Annotated in this window: 15 protein-coding genes and 1 pseudogene; 9 read left to right on the forward strand and 7 right to left on the reverse strand. The window is 71.5% G+C overall.

Annotated features, from left to right (window positions below; genetic code table 11):
- Positions 1 to 103: pseudogene (locus RT051_RS09965) on the reverse strand (30S ribosomal protein S20); the annotation flags it as partial.
- A gap of 107 nt (positions 104 to 210) precedes the next feature.
- Here RT051_RS09965 and murJ point away from each other — a divergent pair.
- A complete protein-coding gene (gene murJ / locus RT051_RS09970; RefSeq protein WP_313075902.1) occupies positions 211 to 1,776 on the forward strand; it encodes a murein biosynthesis integral membrane protein MurJ in 1,566 nt (521 codons plus the stop codon).
- 35 nt (positions 1,777 to 1,811) lie between these two features.
- Complete coding sequence (locus RT051_RS09975; protein ID WP_313075905.1) at positions 1,812 to 2,663, forward strand: SirB1 family protein; 852 nt, start codon at positions 1,812 to 1,814, stop codon at positions 2,661 to 2,663.
- A gap of 20 nt (positions 2,664 to 2,683) precedes the next feature.
- Here RT051_RS09975 and RT051_RS09980 read toward each other — a convergent pair whose 3' ends face one another.
- The 3 genes from RT051_RS09980 to purM form a co-directional block, all read right to left on the reverse strand.
- Entirely contained in the window at positions 2,684 to 3,076 is a 393-nt protein-coding gene (locus tag RT051_RS09980; protein ID WP_313075907.1) for a universal stress protein, read from the reverse strand.
- A 206-nt stretch (positions 3,077 to 3,282) separates the two neighbouring features.
- Complete coding sequence (locus tag RT051_RS09985) at positions 3,283 to 4,344, reverse strand: permease (protein ID WP_313075966.1); 1,062 nt, start codon at positions 4,342 to 4,344, stop codon at positions 3,283 to 3,285.
- Positions 4,345 to 4,411: 67 nt separating this feature from the next.
- Positions 4,412 to 5,479, reverse strand: coding sequence for a phosphoribosylformylglycinamidine cyclo-ligase (purM, locus tag RT051_RS09990; RefSeq protein ID WP_313075910.1), 1,068 nt, complete (start codon positions 5,477 to 5,479; stop codon positions 4,412 to 4,414).
- A gap of 215 nt (positions 5,480 to 5,694) precedes the next feature.
- On the opposite strand from purM, the gene hda reads away from it, so the two are divergent.
- From hda to RT051_RS10015, 5 genes are read left to right on the forward strand one after another with little or no spacing between them, the layout of a single operon-like run.
- On the forward strand, positions 5,695 to 6,387 hold the full coding sequence (gene hda, locus RT051_RS09995) for a DnaA regulatory inactivator Hda (RefSeq protein WP_313075967.1): 693 nt from the start codon (positions 5,695 to 5,697) through the stop codon (positions 6,385 to 6,387).
- 41 nt (positions 6,388 to 6,428) lie between these two features.
- Entirely contained in the window at positions 6,429 to 7,139 is a 711-nt protein-coding gene (locus RT051_RS10000; RefSeq protein WP_313075913.1) for an HAD family hydrolase, read from the forward strand.
- Positions 7,136 to 8,767 carry a polynucleotide adenylyltransferase PcnB gene (gene pcnB, locus RT051_RS10005; RefSeq protein WP_313075915.1) on the forward strand — a complete coding sequence of 544 codons (1,632 nt, stop codon included), beginning with the start codon at positions 7,136 to 7,138 and terminating at the stop codon, positions 8,765 to 8,767. The genes RT051_RS10000 and pcnB overlap by 4 nt, the downstream gene beginning before the upstream one ends.
- Positions 8,764 to 9,303 carry a 2-amino-4-hydroxy-6-hydroxymethyldihydropteridine diphosphokinase gene (gene folK / locus RT051_RS10010; RefSeq protein WP_313075918.1) on the forward strand — a complete coding sequence of 180 codons (540 nt, stop codon included), beginning with the start codon at positions 8,764 to 8,766 and terminating at the stop codon, positions 9,301 to 9,303. The genes pcnB and folK overlap by 4 nt, the downstream gene beginning before the upstream one ends.
- Positions 9,300 to 10,889 (forward strand): glycosyltransferase family 39 protein, encoded by a 1,590-nt coding sequence (locus RT051_RS10015; protein WP_313075919.1) that lies wholly within the window; start codon positions 9,300 to 9,302, stop codon positions 10,887 to 10,889. Before folK ends, RT051_RS10015 begins: the two co-directional genes overlap by 4 nt.
- Before the next feature lie 42 nt (positions 10,890 to 10,931).
- Here the strand turns inward: RT051_RS10015 and RT051_RS10020 are convergent, their stop codons facing one another.
- Positions 10,932 to 11,909: a tripartite tricarboxylate transporter substrate binding protein gene (locus RT051_RS10020; RefSeq protein ID WP_313075921.1), complete on the reverse strand. Its 978-nt coding sequence runs from the start codon at positions 11,907 to 11,909 to the stop codon at positions 10,932 to 10,934.
- Positions 11,910 to 12,074: 165 nt separating this feature from the next.
- On the opposite strand from RT051_RS10020, the gene RT051_RS10025 reads away from it, so the two are divergent.
- Positions 12,075 to 12,431: a four-helix bundle copper-binding protein gene (locus RT051_RS10025; protein WP_409520588.1), complete on the forward strand. Its 357-nt coding sequence runs from the start codon at positions 12,075 to 12,077 to the stop codon at positions 12,429 to 12,431.
- Between the two features lie 15 nt (positions 12,432 to 12,446).
- Here RT051_RS10025 and RT051_RS10030 read toward each other — a convergent pair whose 3' ends face one another.
- Entirely contained in the window at positions 12,447 to 13,505 is a 1,059-nt protein-coding gene (locus RT051_RS10030) for a CDP-6-deoxy-delta-3,4-glucoseen reductase (protein WP_313075972.1), read from the reverse strand.
- 59 nt (positions 13,506 to 13,564) lie between these two features.
- Here RT051_RS10030 and RT051_RS10035 point away from each other — a divergent pair, with 59 nt between their 5' ends.
- Positions 13,565 to 14,500, forward strand: a complete 936-nt coding sequence (locus RT051_RS10035; RefSeq protein ID WP_313075924.1) for an NAD-dependent epimerase/dehydratase family protein — start codon at positions 13,565 to 13,567, stop codon at positions 14,498 to 14,500.
- Between the two features lie 5 nt (positions 14,501 to 14,505).
- On the opposite strand, the gene RT051_RS10040 is transcribed toward RT051_RS10035, so the two are convergent.
- The gene (locus tag RT051_RS10040; protein ID WP_313075927.1) at positions 14,506 to 15,699 is read right to left on the reverse strand and encodes an acyl-CoA dehydrogenase; all 1,194 of its coding nucleotides are present in this window, start codon (positions 15,697 to 15,699) and stop codon (positions 14,506 to 14,508) included.
- Positions 15,700 to 15,852: the final 153 nt, after the last annotated feature.

Consider the following 15,852-nt stretch of genomic DNA (forward strand, 5'->3'; position numbering starts at 1 on the left):
AGCGCAGCGAGGTGTTGGCTGCGTTGAGCTTGACGCCCTGGCGGGCGCGCTTGCGACCCGAGGCCAGGCGCGGGTCTTTCTTCTTGGGCTTGTTGGATGCCATGGTATTCGTGTTCCTAAGTGTCTGAGGATGTTGCCAGCAAAGCCGGCCATTATAGCGCATCCGCCTTTTTCGGCGCCGCGTGCCGGCGCGCGCATACACTCGGGCCGGTGTCCCTGCTCAAAGCCGCATCCACCGTTTCGCTGCTGACTCTGGCCTCGCGTGTTACGGGCCTGGTGCGCGACCTGCTCATGGCGTCCATCTTCGGCGCCAACGCCCTGACCGACGCCTTCAACGTCGCCTTCCGCATTCCCAACCTGTTCCGCCGCCTGTTTGCCGAAGGCGCGTTCAGCCAGGCGTTCGTGCCGGTGCTGGCCGGGCACCGCACGCAGCACGGCGACGAGGCCACGCGCGGGCTGATCGACGCCGTGGCGACGGTGCTGTTCTGGGTGCTGGTGCTCACCTGCCTGCTCGGCATGCTGGGCGCGCCGGCGCTGGTCTGGCTGCTGGCCAGCGGCCTGCGCCAGAGCCCCCAGGGCTTTGAGGCGGCAACGTTCATGACGCGCTGGATGTTTCCCTACATCGGCTTCATGTCGCTGGTGGCACTGTCTGCAGGCGTACTCAATACCTGGAAGCGCTTTGCCGTGCCCGCCGCCACCCCCGTGCTGCTGAACCTGTCGATGATCGCGGCCGCCTGGCTGGGCGCGCCGCAGTTGGCCGTGCGCGGCATCGAGCCCATCTACGCCATGGTCGGTGGCGTCATGGCGGGCGGGGCGTTGCAGCTGGCGGTGCAGGTGCCGGCGCTGGCGCGCATGGGCTTGCTGCCGCGCATCGGCCTGGGCTGGGCACGCCTGCGCGCCGCCTGGCGCGAGCCGGGGGTGCGCCGCATCCTGACCCTCATGGCGCCGGCGCTGTTGGGCGTGGGCGTGGCACAGATCTCGCTCATGATCAACACCCAGATCGCCTCTTGGCTGACCCCCGGCAGCGTGACCTGGCTGTTCTACGCCGACCGGCTGATGGAGTTTCCGACCGCCCTGCTGGGCGTGGCGCTGGGCGTGGTGCTCACGCCGCAGCTGGCGGCGGCGCGTGCCTCGGGCGATGGCGAGCGCTACAGCAGCATGCTCGACTGGGGCCTGCGCATGGTGCTGCTGCTGGCCGTGCCCTGCGCCATCGGGCTGCTGGCTTTTGGCCAGCCCCTGGTGGCCACGCTGTTCCACCACGGCGCGCTCACCGCCGTGGACGTGCAGGCCATCACCGTGGCCCTGGCCGGCTACGGCGCCGGGCTGCTGGGCCTGGTGGCCATCAAGGTGCTGGCGCCGGGCTACTACGCCAGCCAGGACATCCGCACGCCGGTGCGCATCGCCGTCGTGGTGCTGGTGGCCACGCAGCTCATGAACATCGCCCTGGTGCCGTGGCTGGCGCACGCCGGGCTGGCTCTGTCCATCGGCCTGGGCGCCATGCTCAACGCGGCGTGGCTGCTCACGGGCCTGCTGCGCCGCGGCAGCTATGTGCCGCGCCCGGGCTGGGCACGCCTGTCCTTGCAGGTGCTGGTGGCGGGCGCCCTGCTGGCGGCCTTCCTGGCTTGGGCCAATCGGCATTTCGACTGGCTGGGCCTGGGCGCGCACGGCCTGCAGCGCGCCGCTTTGCTGGCGCTGCTGCTGGCTGGTTCGGCCCTGGTGTATTTCGGCGCGCTCGCGGCCACGGGCCTGCGACCGCGCCAGGTGCTGCGCCGCTGACGCGCGGCCCGGCATTCCCCTTTTTCTGCCTTTCCATGCCTCCCCTGAGCTATTCCATCCCCACGCCGCTGCAGTACTTCACCGCCCTGGTGGCGCCGCAGCCCGGCGACAACCTGGCACTGCTGGAGGCCGCAGCCTGCCTGGCGCAGGACGCCTACCCGCAGCTGGACGTGCAGGAGGTCCTGGCCGACATGGACCGGCTGCTGGCCCGCCTGAAGGCCCGCCTGCCGCAGGACGCCGGCGCGCTGCAGCGCCTGCGCCTGCTCAACCACCTGTTCTATGGCGAGCTGGGTTTTTCCGGCAATTTGAACGATTACTACGCGCCCGAGAACAGCTACCTGCACAGCGTGCTGCACAGCCGCCGGGGCATCCCCATCTCGCTGGCCGTGCTGTGGCTGGAGCTGGCCCAGGGCATCGGCCTGAACGCCGCGGGCGTGTCCTTTCCCGGGCATTTCCTGGTCAAGGCGCGCGTGGCGGGCGGGCAGGTGGTGTTGGACCCGCTCACCGGCCAGTCGCTGTCGCAGGAGGCGCTGCTCGAACGGCTGGAGCCCTTCCAGCGCGACGGCGCCGGGGACGAGGCGCCGCCGCTCAGCGTGCTCCTGCAGGCCGCGTCGGCGCGCGAGATCCTGGCACGCATGCTGCGCAACCTCAAGGAGATCCACCGGGCGCGCCGGGACTGGGAGCTGCTCCTGGCGGTGCAGGAGCGGCTGGTGGTGCTGCTGCCGGGCTCCTGGGCCGAACTGCGCGACCGGGGGCTGGCGCACGCCGAACTGGGCCACTCGGTGCCGGCCATGCAGGACCTGCAGGCCTACCTGGACAACACGCACGGCGCCGAGGACACCAGCGCCATCGCCGCCCTGGTGCACGCGCTGCGCGGCGCGGCCTGAGCCGCCGCGCCACGGGACCGTCAGTGGGCCTTGACGGCCAGCACCGGGCAGTCGACGTTCAGCAGGATCTCCTGCGCCATGCTGCCCAGCAGCAGCTTGCCCACGGCCGAGCGCTTGCGCAGGCCGATGACCAGCACCGAGACCTGCAGGCTGGCGACCATGTCCTGGATCTCGTCGATGGCGCTCTTGCCGCGCACGAACTGCTTGAACTCGGCCTGGATGGGCAGGGCGGCCAGGCGCTCTTCCACGCGCTCGACCTCGTAGCCGTTGACGATGCTCTCATCCTCCGAGCGGCCGCCCGGGCCGGCGTTGACGACCACCAGACGCTCGCCTCGGCGGGTGGCGATTTCAATGCCCTTGTCCAGTGCGGCGCGGCCCTCGGGGCGGGCGACGTAGGCGACGAGAATGGTCATGCAAGGTCTCCTTCAGTGATGTGTGCTGGTGGTTGGAAAGGCGAAAAAAGCGCCGGGGCGCTGCCTGCGTCAGGATAGCCCAAGCCCGCGCCCGCCGAGGCCGGGCTGACGCGCCCGGGACAGGCGCCCGCCCGAGCAGATTTTGCATCAAAAACCGCCCTTAGCCCTTATCCAGCAAGGGCTTGCAGCTATCGTTGGCAGAGCGTTCAGACCAGCCGCTCCGCCTCCAGCTCCTTCTTCAGGTAGGCATAGAACAGCGGCGCCGCCACCAGCCCGGCCGGCCCGAACACGGCCTCGGCGACGAACATCACCGACAGCAGTTCCCACACGCCCATGTGCGTGCGCTGGCCCACCACCTTGGCGTTGATCACGTACTCGGCCTTGTGGATCAGGATGAGGAAGACCAGACAGGCCACGGCCGTCATGGGCGAGACCGACAGCCCGACCACCGTGATCACGGCGTTGCACAGCAGGTTGCCGACGATGGGCACCAGCCCCGCGATGAAGGTGAGCGTGATGAGCGCCGGCGTGTAGGGCAGGCGCATGTCCCACAGCGGCAGCACGGCCAGCAGGAAGATGGCCGTGAGCAGCGTGTTGAACGAGGCGATCCAGAACTGCGCCGCGACGATCTGCCGGAAGGCGTCGCCCAGGCGCGCCACGCGCAAGGTCAGCTCCTGCGCCAGCGGCCCGTGGGCGCGTCCGCGCGTGCGCACGGCGGCCAGGGCGCCGATCAGCAGGCCCACGTAGGCGTAGAGCACGCCGGCCAGCCAGATGCGCCCGGCCATGGCCAGCGCGCCGGCCTTGGCGCCCAGGTAGGCGGCCAGGGCGCGCTGGATCTCGGCGGCGCCCTCGGGCAGCTGGGTGGCGATGTCCGGCGGCAGTTTCAGGCGCAGCTCCAGCACCGTGCGCGCCAGGAAGTCCAGCAGCTCGCGGTACTGCTGGGGCGCGGCCAGGATGTAGCTGCGCGAGTGTGACAGCGCCAGCACCACGAACAACAGCGGCGAGAGCACGACCAGGGCGGCCGCCAGGCTCGGTGCACCGCTGCGGGCACGCGGCGGCAGCCAGTGCAGCTGCGCCGTGAGCCAGCGCGTGAGCAGAAAACCGAGGCACACCGTCAGCAGGCCGGGCAGCAGCCCGCGCAGCATGATCAGCAGCAGGGCGGCGGCCATCAGAAGGTAGCTGGCCACCTTCACGCCGCGCGAGGGCGCCGCCAGGCGCGGCCCGCCCCGCCGGCGCCGCGCCGGGGGCGGGCTGGCGTCCAGGGGCATCAGCACCCCGTCGGGTGCCGCTTCGTCGCGCGGCGGGGGCGGCCCGGCAGTCATGGGGCGCGCGGCGTCAGGCCACGACCACGGCCGCGCCGCCTGCGCGCTCGGCGATGCGGCCGATGGTGTGCACGTCCTCGCCGTGCTGCGCGAGCGTGGCGCGCACCGCCTCGGCGGCCTCGGCGGCAACCACCACCACCATGCCGATGCCGTTGTTGAAGGTGCGGTTCATCTCGGTGGCGTCGATGCCGGCGGTGCGCTGCAGCCAGGCGAACAGTTCGGTCTGCGGCCAGCTGCCGGCTTGCAGGTGCGCGGCCAGGCCTTCGGGCAGCACGCGCGGGATGTTCTCCAGCAGGCCGCCGCCGGTGATGTGCGCCAGCGCCTTGATGCCGTCGGCCCCGGCCCCGTGCGGGTGCGCGGCCAGCGCCGCCAGCACGCTTTTCACGTACAGGCGCGTGGGCTGCATGAGCGCCTGCCGGAACGGCTGGCCGTCGAGCGTATCGGGCAGGCTGCCTGTGGCGGCGGCGCGCTCGATGCACTTTCTCACCAGGGAAAAGCCGTTGGAGTGCACGCCGCTGGAGGCCAGGCCCAGCACCACGTCGCCTGTCTGCACGGCCGCGCCCGAGAGGATCTTGCGCTTTTCCACCACGCCCACGGCAAAGCCCGCCAGGTCGTACTCGCCTTCGGGGTACATGCCGGGCATCTCGGCCGTCTCGCCGCCGATCAGCGCGCAGCCCGACAGCTCGCAGCCGCGGGCGATGCCGCCGACCACGGCGGCGGCCGTGTCCACGTCCAGCTTGCCGCAGGCGAAATAGTCCAGGAAGAACAGCGGCTCGGCGCCCTGCACCAGCACGTCGTTGACGCTCATGGCCACCAGGTCGATGCCCACGGTGTCGTGCAGGTTCCACTCGAACGCCAGCTTGAGCTTGGTGCCCACGCCGTCGGTGCCCGAGACCAGCACCGGCTCGTCATAGCCCTTGGGCACCTCGAACAGCGCGCCGAAGCCGCCGATGCCCGCCATGACGCCCGGGCGCATGGTGCGCCGGGCCAGCGGCTTGATGCGCTCGACCAGGGCGTCGCCCGCGTCGATGTCGACGCCAGCGTCCTTGTACGAGAGGGGGGAGGAAGTGGTGGTGCTCATGGATGACAGTGGGGCAGGAGGCGCGCCGTCGCGGCGCAGGCGGCAAACTGCGGATTTTAAGGCGCCGTAAAATCCCGCGGTTACAAGGACGGCCCGGCCCGCGCCCGCCGGGCGTGCCCGGCAGCTGCCCGCGCTCCACCTTCTCCCCTTTTCGCCATGTTCCTCAATCCGGCTGCCACCCTGCGGCGGCGCGCCCCGGCCCTCTGACGATGACGATGCAGCAGCTTGCGCTGGACATTGGCCTGGCCAGCGGGCCGACGCTGGAGAACTTCCATGCCGAGGGCAACGCCCAGGCCGTGGCGCATCTGCGCCAGGCGCTGGACGAGGTGCTCGCGGGCGCCGCGCCCATGCCGGTCTACCTGTGGGGCCCGCCCGGCACGGGCAAGTCGCACCTGCTGCGTGCCGCCTATGAGGGCCTGCGCAACCAGGGCGCGCGCCTGGGCTGGCTGGACCCGCGCATGCGCTGGCCCAGCGCCTTCGATGAGCACTGGAACGCCGTGCTGCTCGACGACGTGCACCGCTACAGCGAGGCGCAGCAGGCGGCGGCCTTCAACTGGTTCATCAATGCCATGAACCCGGCCTGCGGCGCACCGCGCTGGGTGCTGGCCGCCGGCGAGCTGCCGCCCGCCGACCTGCCGCTGCGCGAGGACCTGCGCTCGCGCGTGGCCTGGGGCCACGTGTTCCAGCTGCAGCCCCTGGACGAGGCCGGCCGGCGCGGCGTGCTGCAGCAGCAGGCGCGCGCGCGCGGGCTGCAGCTCAGCGGCGAGGTGGTCGACTACATGCTCAGCCACTTCTCGCGCGACCTGGGCAGCCAGGCCGCGCTGCTCGACCGGCTCGACGGCTTTGCACTGCGCCGCCAGCGCGCCATCACCGTGCCGCTGCTCAAGGCCATGCTGCAGGGCGGCTGAAGACCTGGCGCTGGCGCCCCTTTCCCTCTTTTTGACTTTCGATGCCCACTGACCCTTCTTTGCAGCGCCCGCGCCTGGCCCTTTTTGACCTGGACCACACGCTGCTGCCGCTCGACTCGGACTACGAGTGGGGCGAATTCACCATCCGCCTGGGCTGGTGCGACCGCACCGAGTTCGGCCGGCGCAACCAGGCTTTCTACGACGACTACGTGGCCGGGCGCCTGGACGTGCACGACTACGTGCGCTTTGCCACCGAGGCCGTCTGCCGGCGCGGCGCCGAGGCGGCCGGCGCGGCGCACGCGCAGTTCATGCGCGAGGTGATCGCCCCGGCCATCCGCGCCGAGGCGCTGGCGCTGCTCGAGCAGCACCGGGCCGCCGGCGACGAGCTGGTCATCATCACCGCCACCAACGAGTTCGTTACCCGCCCCATCGCCCAGGCGCTGGGCGTGCAGCACCTGCTGGCCGTGGAGCTGGAGCGCGGCGGCGCGCACGGCTGGTACACCGGCGCCATCCGTGGCACGCCCTCCATGCGCGAGGGCAAGGTGCAGCGCATGCACGAGTGGCTGGCCGCGCGCGGCCAGGGCTGGGCCGACGTGGAGAGCACCTTCTACAGCGACTCCTTCAACGACGTGCCCCTGCTGGAGCGCGTGGACCACCCCGTGGCCACCAACCCCGACGCCCGCCTGCGCGCGCTGGCCGCCGAGCGCGGCTGGCGCATCCTGGACCTCTTCGCCCCCACCCCCACACCATGATCAAGACCTTCATCGACAAGCTGCTGGGCAAGAAGGACGGCGCCGCGGGCGCCCGCGCAGCGGCCGCCAAGAACCGCTTCGGCAAGCGCGCCGAGGTGCCCGCCAGCGTGCACGGCATCGACCCGCAGCTGGTGGACCGGCGCGCCTATGACGTGGTGCGCACGCTGCAGGAGGCGGGCCACGAGGCCTACATCGTCGGCGGCGCCGTGCGCGACCTGCTGCTGGGCCTCAAGCCCAAGGACTTCGACGTGGCCACCAATGCCACGCCCGAGGAGGTCAAGGGGCTGTTCCGGCGCGCCTTCATCATCGGCAAGCGCTTTCGCATCGTGCATGTGGTGCACGGGCGCGGGCGTGAGCACGACGTGGTCGAGGTCTCTACCTTCCGCGCCTATATGGACAACGCCGCGGCCGAGCAGGTCAAGGGCAACGAGAAGACCAGCCGCGCGCAGCTGGCCGGCATGCAGCACGCAGTGGACGCCAGCGGCCGCGTGCTGCGCGACAACGTCTGGGGCCCGCAGGAGGAGGACGCGGCGCGGCGTGACTTCACCGTCAACGCCATGTACTACGACCCCGAGACCCAGGTCGTGGTGGACTACCACCGGGGCATCCAGGACGCGGGCAAGCGCGTGCTGCGCATGATCGGCGACCCGGCCGCGCGCTACCGCGAGGACCCGGTGCGCATCATCCGCGCCGTGCGCTTTGCCGCCAAGCTCAGCCACCTCGGCTTTGCGCTGGAGCCCAAGACCGCCCGGCCTCTGGTCGAGTGCGAGCCGCTCCTGCAGGACGTGCCGCAGAGCCGCCTGTTCGACGAGATGCTCAAGCTGCTGCAGACTGGCCACGCGCTGGCGACCATCGAGCAGTTGAAGAAGCTCGGCCTGGAGCGCGGCATCTACCCGCTGCTGGACATCGTGGTCGAGCGCGCGGGCGACCCGCTGGTGCGCGCGGCTCTGCAGGACACCGACCGGCGCGTGGCCGAGGGCAAGGCCGTGGCGCCGAGCTTTCTGCTGGCCTGCGTGCTGTGGCAGGACGTGGAGACGCTGTGGCAGCGCCGCCAGGAGGAGGGCGAGCACACTTTCCCGGCGCTGCAGGGCGCCATCGACGACGTGTTCGACCGGCGCATCGGCGACGTCTCCGGCCGCGGCAAGCTGGCGGCCGACATGCGCGAGATCTGGGTCATGCAGCCGCGCTTTGACAAGCGCTCGGGCAACACGCCCTTCAGCATGGTGGCGCACATCCGCTTCCGCGCCGGCTTCGACTTCTTCCGCCTGCGCGCCGACGTGGGCGGCGTGGCCGAGGGGCTGGTCGAGTGGTGGCAGGAGTTCTACGTCACCGACGACGCGCGGCGCCAGGACATGCTGGCACAGGTGCGCGAGGAGCTGCGCCAGCAGCAGCGCGGCGGCCAGCCGAAGAAAAAACTGCCCGTGGTGCGCCGCGTGCCCGCCGCAGCGCCCGCGGATGCCGACGCCGAAGGGCACGAGGACGAGGCACTGGCGCCGGGCGAGGAGGGTACGGCGGATGCGACCGATGCCCCGAAAAAGCGCCGCCGGCGCCGGCGCAAGAGTGGCACAGGCAGCACGGGCGGCGGCGCGGCCGGCGGCGCCGCCGACCACGGCCCGGACGGCGAGTGACGCTGGTGCACGCCTGGGTCGGCCTGGGCGCCAACCTGGGTGATGCGCGTGCGGCGCTGCGGGGCGCAGTCCGGGCACTGGCCGACCTGCCCGGCACGCAGCTGCGCCAGGTCTCGTCCCTCTACCGCAGCGCGCCCGTGGACGCGGGCGGGCCGGACTACCTCAATGCCGTGGCCGAGCTGCACACGCAGCTGCCGGCGCTGGCGCTGCTGCATGCCCTGCAGGCCATCGAGCAGGCGGCCGGGCGCGAGCGCCCCTACCGCAATGCACCGCGCACTCTTGACCTGGACGTGCTGCTCTACGGCGACGAACGCCACGCCACGGCCGAACTCACCGTGCCGCACCCGCGCATGGGCGAGCGTGCCTTCGTGCTCCTGCCCCTGGCTGAAATCGCGCCCGGGCGCGTGGACGCCGTCCGGTTACAGTCCGTGGCCGGCCAGCGCATCGAGCGCGCGGCGCCCGCGCAGTGGTGGCAGGGCGGCGCCGCCGGCCCCGGATTGGCAGCCCGCAGCCCTGACCGCCCTCTTTCGCCATGACACCCCCCCTGTCCACTTCCAACCCGCGCGCGGCCGCGCCGGGCGCCCTGGCGGCGCTCGCCCTGACCCTGCTGGTGCTGGCCGCCACCGCCTGGATGCGCCCGCTGATGCTGCCCGACGAGGGCCGCTACGTCAGCGTGGCCTGGGAGATGCTGCGCTCGGGCGACTGGCTCACGCCCACGCTGGACAGCCTGCCGTTCTTTCACAAGCCGCCGCTGTTCTACTGGATCTCCGGCGCGGCGCTGGCGCTGCTGGGGCCGGTGGAGCTGGCCGGGCGCGCCGGCTCGATGGCCGGGGCCACGCTGGCCGCCATGGCACTGTTTCTCTTCACGCGGCGCTGGTGCGGCCCGCGCAACGCCTGGCGCGCGCTGCTCGTGCTGCTGGCGCAGCCGCTCTTTTTCGTCGGTGCCCAGTTCGCCAACCTGGACATGCTGGTGGGCGGCTGTATCGGCGCCACCGTGCTGGCCCTGGCACATGCGGCGCTGGCCTTCGAGCAGGGCCTGCCGCACCGGCGCGTGCTGTGGCTGGGCTGGGCGCTGGCGGGCCTGGGCGTGCTGGCCAAGGGCCTGATCGGTTTCGTGCTGCCGGCCCTGGCCATCGGCCTGTGGCTGCTGCTGCGCTGGCGCTGGCGCACGCTGCTGGCGCTGCTGTCGCTGCCCGGGCTGCTGCTTTTTTTGCTGGTGGCGGCGCCCTGGTTCGTGGCCATGCAGCAGCGTTTCGACGGGTTTCTGCACTACTTTTTTGTGGTGCAGCACTTCCAGCGGTTTTCCGCCAGCGGCTTCAACAATGCCATGCCCGTGTGGTTCTACCCGGCGGTGCTGGCACTGCTCAGCCTGCCCTGTCTGCTGTGGTGCCGGCGCCTGCTCTCGCGTGGCTACTGGGCGGGCGGGCGCGGCACGCCGCAGGGGGCGGTGCGGCTGCTGATGCTGGTGGCCCTGGCCAGCGTGCTGCTGTTCTTCTCGCTGCCGCGCTCCAAGCTGGTGGGCTACGTGCTGCCGGCCGTCCTGCCGCTGGCCTGGCTCATGGCTGACGCCAGCCGGGCGCTGGCAATCACGCCGGGCCGTGCGCGCGCCTGGTGGGCCAGCACCGCAGCGGGCCTGGCGCTGGCGCTGGGCCTGGTGCTGTGGCTGGCCTGGGGCGACACGCGCCATAGCGAGCGCCCGGTCGGCCAGGCACTGCACGCGCTGCGCGAGCCGGGCGAGCCGGTCTTCGTGTTGCGCCAATACATCTACGACCTGCCGTTCTACGCCCGGCTGACCGGGCCCGTGCGCGTGGTCGACGACTGGGACAGCCCCGACGTGCATGCGCGCGACAACTGGCGCAAGGAGCTGGCCGACGCCGCCGCGTTCGACCCGGCCACCGCCGGCCAGGTGCTGGTGCTGCCGCGCGAGCTGACGGTCGCGCTGTGCGCGGCGCCGGTCAGCTGGGTGCTGGGCACGGACCGGCAGCGCGAGGAATTCGCCTTCCTCGGCCGGGCCGAGGAAGCGCGCCGCGTGGGCGAGCAGGTGCTGTGGCGGGTGCGACCGGCCGATCTGCCGGCGCCCGGCTGCCCGGCCGGCGCGCCAGCGTCTTTATCGAAACGATAGCTGCAAGTCGAGCACTGACGCCGGTTTCCGGCGTTTTTGCCGTCAATCCACCTTGGCGCCCGAGGCCTTGACCAGCTGCTGGTACTTGGCGCGCTCGGCGGCCATGAAGGCGTCGAACTGCTCGGGCGTGCTCGGCACGGGCTCGGCCAGCAGGGCCTCGAAGCGGGTGCGCGTCTCGGGCGCCCTGAGGGCGTCGGTGAAGGCCTTGTTGAGCCTGGCGATCACCGGCCGGGGCGTGCCCGCGGGCGCGACCAGCCCCCACCAGGTGTCGATGGCAAAGCCGGGAAAGGTGGCCGCCAGGGGCGGCACGCCCGGCAGCATAGGGCTGGGCTGCTCCGACGTGACGGCCAGCGCGCGCAGCTTGCCGGCGCGGATGTTGGGCGCCGCGGCGGCCAGGTTGTCGATGTTGAAGTCCACCTCGCCCGCCAGCAGCGCCAGCTGCGCGGGGCTGGCGCCGCGGTAGGGGATGTGCAGGGCGTAGATGCCCGCCTTCTGCTTGAGCATCTCGCCGGCCAGGTGCCCGGCGCTGCCGTTGCCGCCGCTGCCGTAATTGAGCTTGCCGGGGTTGGCGCGCGCGTAGGCGATCAGGTCGGCCACGGTGTTGATCTTGAACTGGTCGGCGCGCGCGGCATTCACCACCAGCACGTTGGGCACGCGCACCATCTGCGTGATGCCGGCGAAGTCGCGCGCCGCGTCATAGGGCATGCGCGTGTACAGCCAGGGGTTGACGGCGTGCGTGGCGGTGGCTGCCAGTCCGATGGTCAGGCCGTCGGGCGCGGCCTTGGCCACCACGTCGGCGCCGATGTTGCCGCCGGCGCCGGCCTTGTTGTCCACGACCACGGTGCCGAGCGAGTCGCGCACGCGCTCGGCCAGCGCACGGGCGGTCGCATCCAGCGGCCCACCCGGCGCGTAGGGCACGACCAGGCGGATGGGCGCCGTGGACTGGGCGTGAAGGGCAGGGGCGGCGGCAGCCAGCGCGGCTGCGGCGGGAAGGGAGAGGATGAGGCTTCTGCGGTTCATAGGCGGGCGATTGTGCAGAAAGTCGCGCCCGCTGCGCCAGCGCCGCGGTCAGGCCGCGTTTGCTGCCGCGTCCTACAAGCCGCGCGGGCGCGCCTTCCTAGGATGGCGCCGGGCTTGCGAAGCCCGTTGTTTTTGTACGACCCACCCCTGGAGAGGACCGCGCCCATGATCTCGCAAGCCCCCGACACCCTGGCCAAATCCCGCTACGCCGCCTGCATCGAAGCCTGCTACGACTGCGCCGCCGCCTGCGACTTCTGCGCCGCCGCCTGCCTGCGCGAGGACAACGTGGCCCACATGGCCAAGTGCATCGCGCTGGACATGGACTGCGCCGACATGTGCCGCCTGGCTGCCGCCGCCATGGCGCGCGAGAGCGCCCATGTGGGCTACCTGTGCGAGCTGTGCGCGCGCATCTGCGAGGCCTGCGCCCAGGAGTGCAAGGCGCACGAGCATGCGCACTGCCAGGAATGCGCGCGGGCCTGCCAGCGCTGCGCCGAGCTGTGCCGGGAGATGGCGGCGGCCTGAGCGCCCTGTGCGCCTTCAGGCGCCGTGTTTGTCGGCCTCCGACGTGAAGGCGTCGGCGAAGAATTCCTCGGCCGGCAGGCCGCGCTCGCTGCCGTAGCTGGCGCGCGCCGCGTCCACCATCACCGGCGTGCCGCAGGCATAGACCTGGTGGCCCGACAGATCGGCAAAGTCATCCAGCACCGCCTGATGCACGAAGCCGGTGCGGCCCGTCCACCCGTCCTCGGGCAGCGCGTCCGAGACCACCGGGACATAGGTCAGCCGGGGCATCTGCGCCAGGCGCTCGCGCACCCAGCCGTCCATGTACAGGTCGCGCGGCCGGCGGCCGCCCCAGTAGAGCGCCACGGGCCGGTCCACGCCCTTGAACTGCATGTATTCCAGCAGCGCCTTGATGGGCGCAAAACCCGTGCCCGAGGCCAGCAGGATGATGGGTCGCTGCGAGTCCTCGCGCAGGAAGAAACTGCCGAACGGCCCCTCCACGCGCAGGATCTCCTTTTCCTTCATGGTGCCGAAGACGTGGTCGGTGAACACGCCGCCCGGCATGTGGCGGATGTGCAGGTCCACGCCCGGACTGCCGCCCTCCAGCTGCGTATGCGGGGCGTTGGCCATGGAGTAGGCGCGGCGCGCTCCGTCCTTGAGGATGAACTCGATGTACTGCCCGGCGTGGTAGCGAAACCCGTCGCCCGCCGGCAGCTGCAGGCGCACGCGCATCACGTCGTGGGCCAGCTGCTGCAGCGCGGCCACCCGTACGGGCAGCTTGCGGATGGGGTAGGCGCTCTCGTCGGTGACCTGGCGCGACTCCAGCGCCACATCGGTCAGCGGCCGGGCGCAGCAGGTCAGGATGAAGCCGGCCGCCTCCTCGGCGTCGCTCAGCGCCTTTTGCTGGTGCGGGCCGTGCTCCACCGAGCCGCTGAGCTTCCTGCACTTGCACGAGCCGCAGGCGCCGTCCTTGCAGCCGTAGGGCAGGCCGACGCCGCTGCGGATGGCGGCGGCCAGAATGGTCTCCTCGCCCTGCGTGGCGAAAACGCGCCCGCTGGGCTGCACGGTGATCTGGTGGGCGGTCTCGGCTGCGGTCATCTGGTCGGTATCCTCGTGGGCTTTCTTCAATGTGTGTCACCAAAAGGGGAGCAGTGATTTTGCCCGCCAGCCAAAACCCCCGGGGCGCCCTGCCTGCCCGCTTTCGCCGCGAACGCGTGCTGGTCGTGGGCTGCGGCGACATCGGTCTGCGTGTGGCCGCTGCATTGCAGCCCCCCGGGCGCGTGCGCGTGCTGGCCCTCACTTCCAGCCCGGGCCGCGTGCCTCTTCTGCGCGCGCGCGGCATCACCCCCCTGCAGGGCGACCTGGACCGGCGCGCCAGCCTGGCGCGTCTGGCGGGGCTGGCCACGCGTGTGCTGCACCTGGCGCCGCCCCCGGCAGTCAGCGGCGGCCCCGGTGCCGAGGAGCGGGACCCGCGCAGCACGGCGCTGGCGCGCGCGCTGCGCCGGCGCGGCCTGCCGCGCGCCCTGGTCTATGCATCCACCAGCGGCGTGTATGGTGACTGCGGCGGCGCCCTGGTGGCCGAGACACGCCCCGTGAGGCCCACGACCGCGCGCGCCCGGCGCCGCGCCGACGCCGAGCGCACGCTGCGCCGCCACCTGGGCCGCGCCGGGGTGCGCGTGAGCGTCCTGCGCGTGCCCGGCATCTATGCACCCGACCGCCCGGGCGGCACGCCGCGCGAGCGGCTGCTGCGCGGCACGCCAGTGCTCGAAACCGGCGAGGACGTGTACACCAACCACATCCACGCCGACGACCTGGCGCGCGCCTGCGTGGCAGCGCTGTGGCGCGGGCGCAGCCAGCGCCTGTACAACGTGGCCGACGACAGCGTGCTGAAGATGGGCGACTACTTCGACCTGGCCGCCGACCTCTACGGCCTGCCGCGCCCGCCGCGCGTCTCGCGCAGCCAGGCCCGGGGGCTTCTCACGCCGCAGCTGCTGAGCTTCATGGGCGAGTCGCGCCGGCTGGACGCGGGCAGGATGGGGCGCGAGCTGCGGGTGGTGTTGCGCCATCCCACGCCGGCCGAAGGCCTGCGTTAGACAGTTCAGTTGGCGAACGCAGCAATCCCCGTCTGCGCCCGCCCCAGGATCAGCGCGTGCACGTCGTGCGTGCCCTCGTAGGTGTTCACCACCTCCAGGTTGACCAGGTGGCGCGCCACGCCGAATTCGTCGCTGATGCCGTTGCCACCCATCATGTCGCGCGCCAGGCGGGCGATGTCCAGCGCCTTGCCGCAGTTGTTGCGCTTGATGAGCGAGGTGGCCTCGATCACGTTGTGGCCCTCGTCCTTGATGCGGCCCACGCGCAGCGCGGCCTGCAGGCCCAGGGCGATCTCGGTTTGCATGTCGGCCAGCTTCTTTTGCACCAGCTGGTTGGCGGCCAGCGGCCGGCCGAACTGCTGGCGGTCCAGCGTGTACTGGCGCGCGGTGTGCCAGCAGAACTCGGCCGCGCCCATGGCGCCCCAGGCTATGCCGAAGCGCGCGCTGTTCAGACAGGTGAAGGGGCCCTTCAAGCCCTGCACCTCGGGGAAGGCGTTTTCTTCCGGCACGAACACGTTGTCCATGACGATCTCGCCGGTGATGGAAGCGCGCAGGCCCACCTTGCCGTGGATGGCTGGGGCTGACAGGCCGTCCATGCCCTTGTCCAGGATGAAGCCACGGATGGGGCCCACGGCGCCGCCCTCGCTCACTTCCTTGGCCCAGACCACGAAGACGTCGGCCACCGGGCTGTTGGTGATCCACATCTTGGCGCCGGTGAGGCGATAGCCGCCGTCCACCTTGCGCGCGCGGCTGGCCATGCTGCCGGGGTCGGAGCCGTGGTCGGGCTCGGTCAGGCCGAAGCAGCCGATGAACTCGCCACTGGCGAGTTTTGGCAGGTATTTCTGCTTCTGCGCCTCGGTGCCGAACTCGTGGATGGGCACCATGACCAGCGACGACTGAACGCTGGCCATGGAGCGGTAGCCCGAGTCCACGCGCTCGATCTCGCGCGCCACCAGGCCGTAGCTGATGTAGTTCAGGCCGGCGCCGCCGTACTCGGCGGGAATGGTCGGGCCCAGCAGGCCGAGTTCGCCCATCTCGCGGAAGATGCTGATGTCGGTCTTCTCGTGGCGGAACATGTCCAGCACGCGGGGCGCCAGGCGCTCCTGGCAGTAGGCGGCGGCGGCGGCCTGGATGGCGCGCTCGTCCTCGGTGAGCTGCTGGTTGAACTGGAGCGGGTCGTCCCACTGGAAGCGGCTGGCCATGGAGGATTCCTTGTCGAAGAGGGTGGATCGGATCGGATGCGGGCGCATGGTAGGGGCAGGGCCCACCCCCGGCAAACGATTTGATGTCATCCAGGCATGAGTTTTTCGCATGTATGCGGCCCTACACTCCTTTCTTCTGCCCTCTGCACACGC

Source organism: Melaminivora sp., assembly GCF_032059615.1.
GTDB lineage: Bacteria > Pseudomonadota > Gammaproteobacteria > Burkholderiales > Burkholderiaceae_C > Melaminivora.

What these genes read in the sequence shown, in the direction of transcription:
- RT051_RS09975 (WP_313075905.1), top strand. Translation starts at nt 1,812, where the DNA reads ATGCCTCCCCTGAGCTATTCCATCCCCACGCCGCTGCAGTACTTCACC.
- RT051_RS10015 (WP_313075919.1), top strand. Translation starts at nt 9,300, where the DNA reads ATGACACCCCCCCTGTCCACTTCCAACCCGCGCGCGGCCGCGCCGGGC.
- RT051_RS10025 (WP_409520588.1), top strand. Translation starts at nt 12,075, where the DNA reads ATGATCTCGCAAGCCCCCGACACCCTGGCCAAATCCCGCTACGCCGCC.
- RT051_RS10040 (WP_313075927.1), bottom strand. Translation starts at nt 15,699, where the DNA reads ATGGCCAGCCGCTTCCAGTGGGACGACCCGCTCCAGTTCAACCAGCAG.
- RT051_RS10000 (WP_313075913.1), top strand. Translation starts at nt 6,429, where the DNA reads ATGCCCACTGACCCTTCTTTGCAGCGCCCGCGCCTGGCCCTTTTTGAC.
- RT051_RS09980 (WP_313075907.1), bottom strand. Translation starts at nt 3,076, where the DNA reads ATGACCATTCTCGTCGCCTACGTCGCCCGCCCCGAGGGCCGCGCCGCA.
- purM (WP_313075910.1), bottom strand. Translation starts at nt 5,479, where the DNA reads ATGAGCACCACCACTTCCTCCCCCCTCTCGTACAAGGACGCTGGCGTC.
- RT051_RS10030 (WP_313075972.1), bottom strand. Translation starts at nt 13,505, where the DNA reads ATGACCGCAGCCGAGACCGCCCACCAGATCACCGTGCAGCCCAGCGGG.
- pcnB (WP_313075915.1), top strand. Translation starts at nt 7,136, where the DNA reads ATGATCAAGACCTTCATCGACAAGCTGCTGGGCAAGAAGGACGGCGCC.
- RT051_RS09985 (WP_313075966.1), bottom strand. Translation starts at nt 4,344, where the DNA reads ATGCCCCTGGACGCCAGCCCGCCCCCGGCGCGGCGCCGGCGGGGCGGG.
- RT051_RS10020 (WP_313075921.1), bottom strand. Translation starts at nt 11,909, where the DNA reads ATGAACCGCAGAAGCCTCATCCTCTCCCTTCCCGCCGCAGCCGCGCTG.
- hda (WP_313075967.1), top strand. Translation starts at nt 5,695, where the DNA reads ATGCAGCAGCTTGCGCTGGACATTGGCCTGGCCAGCGGGCCGACGCTG.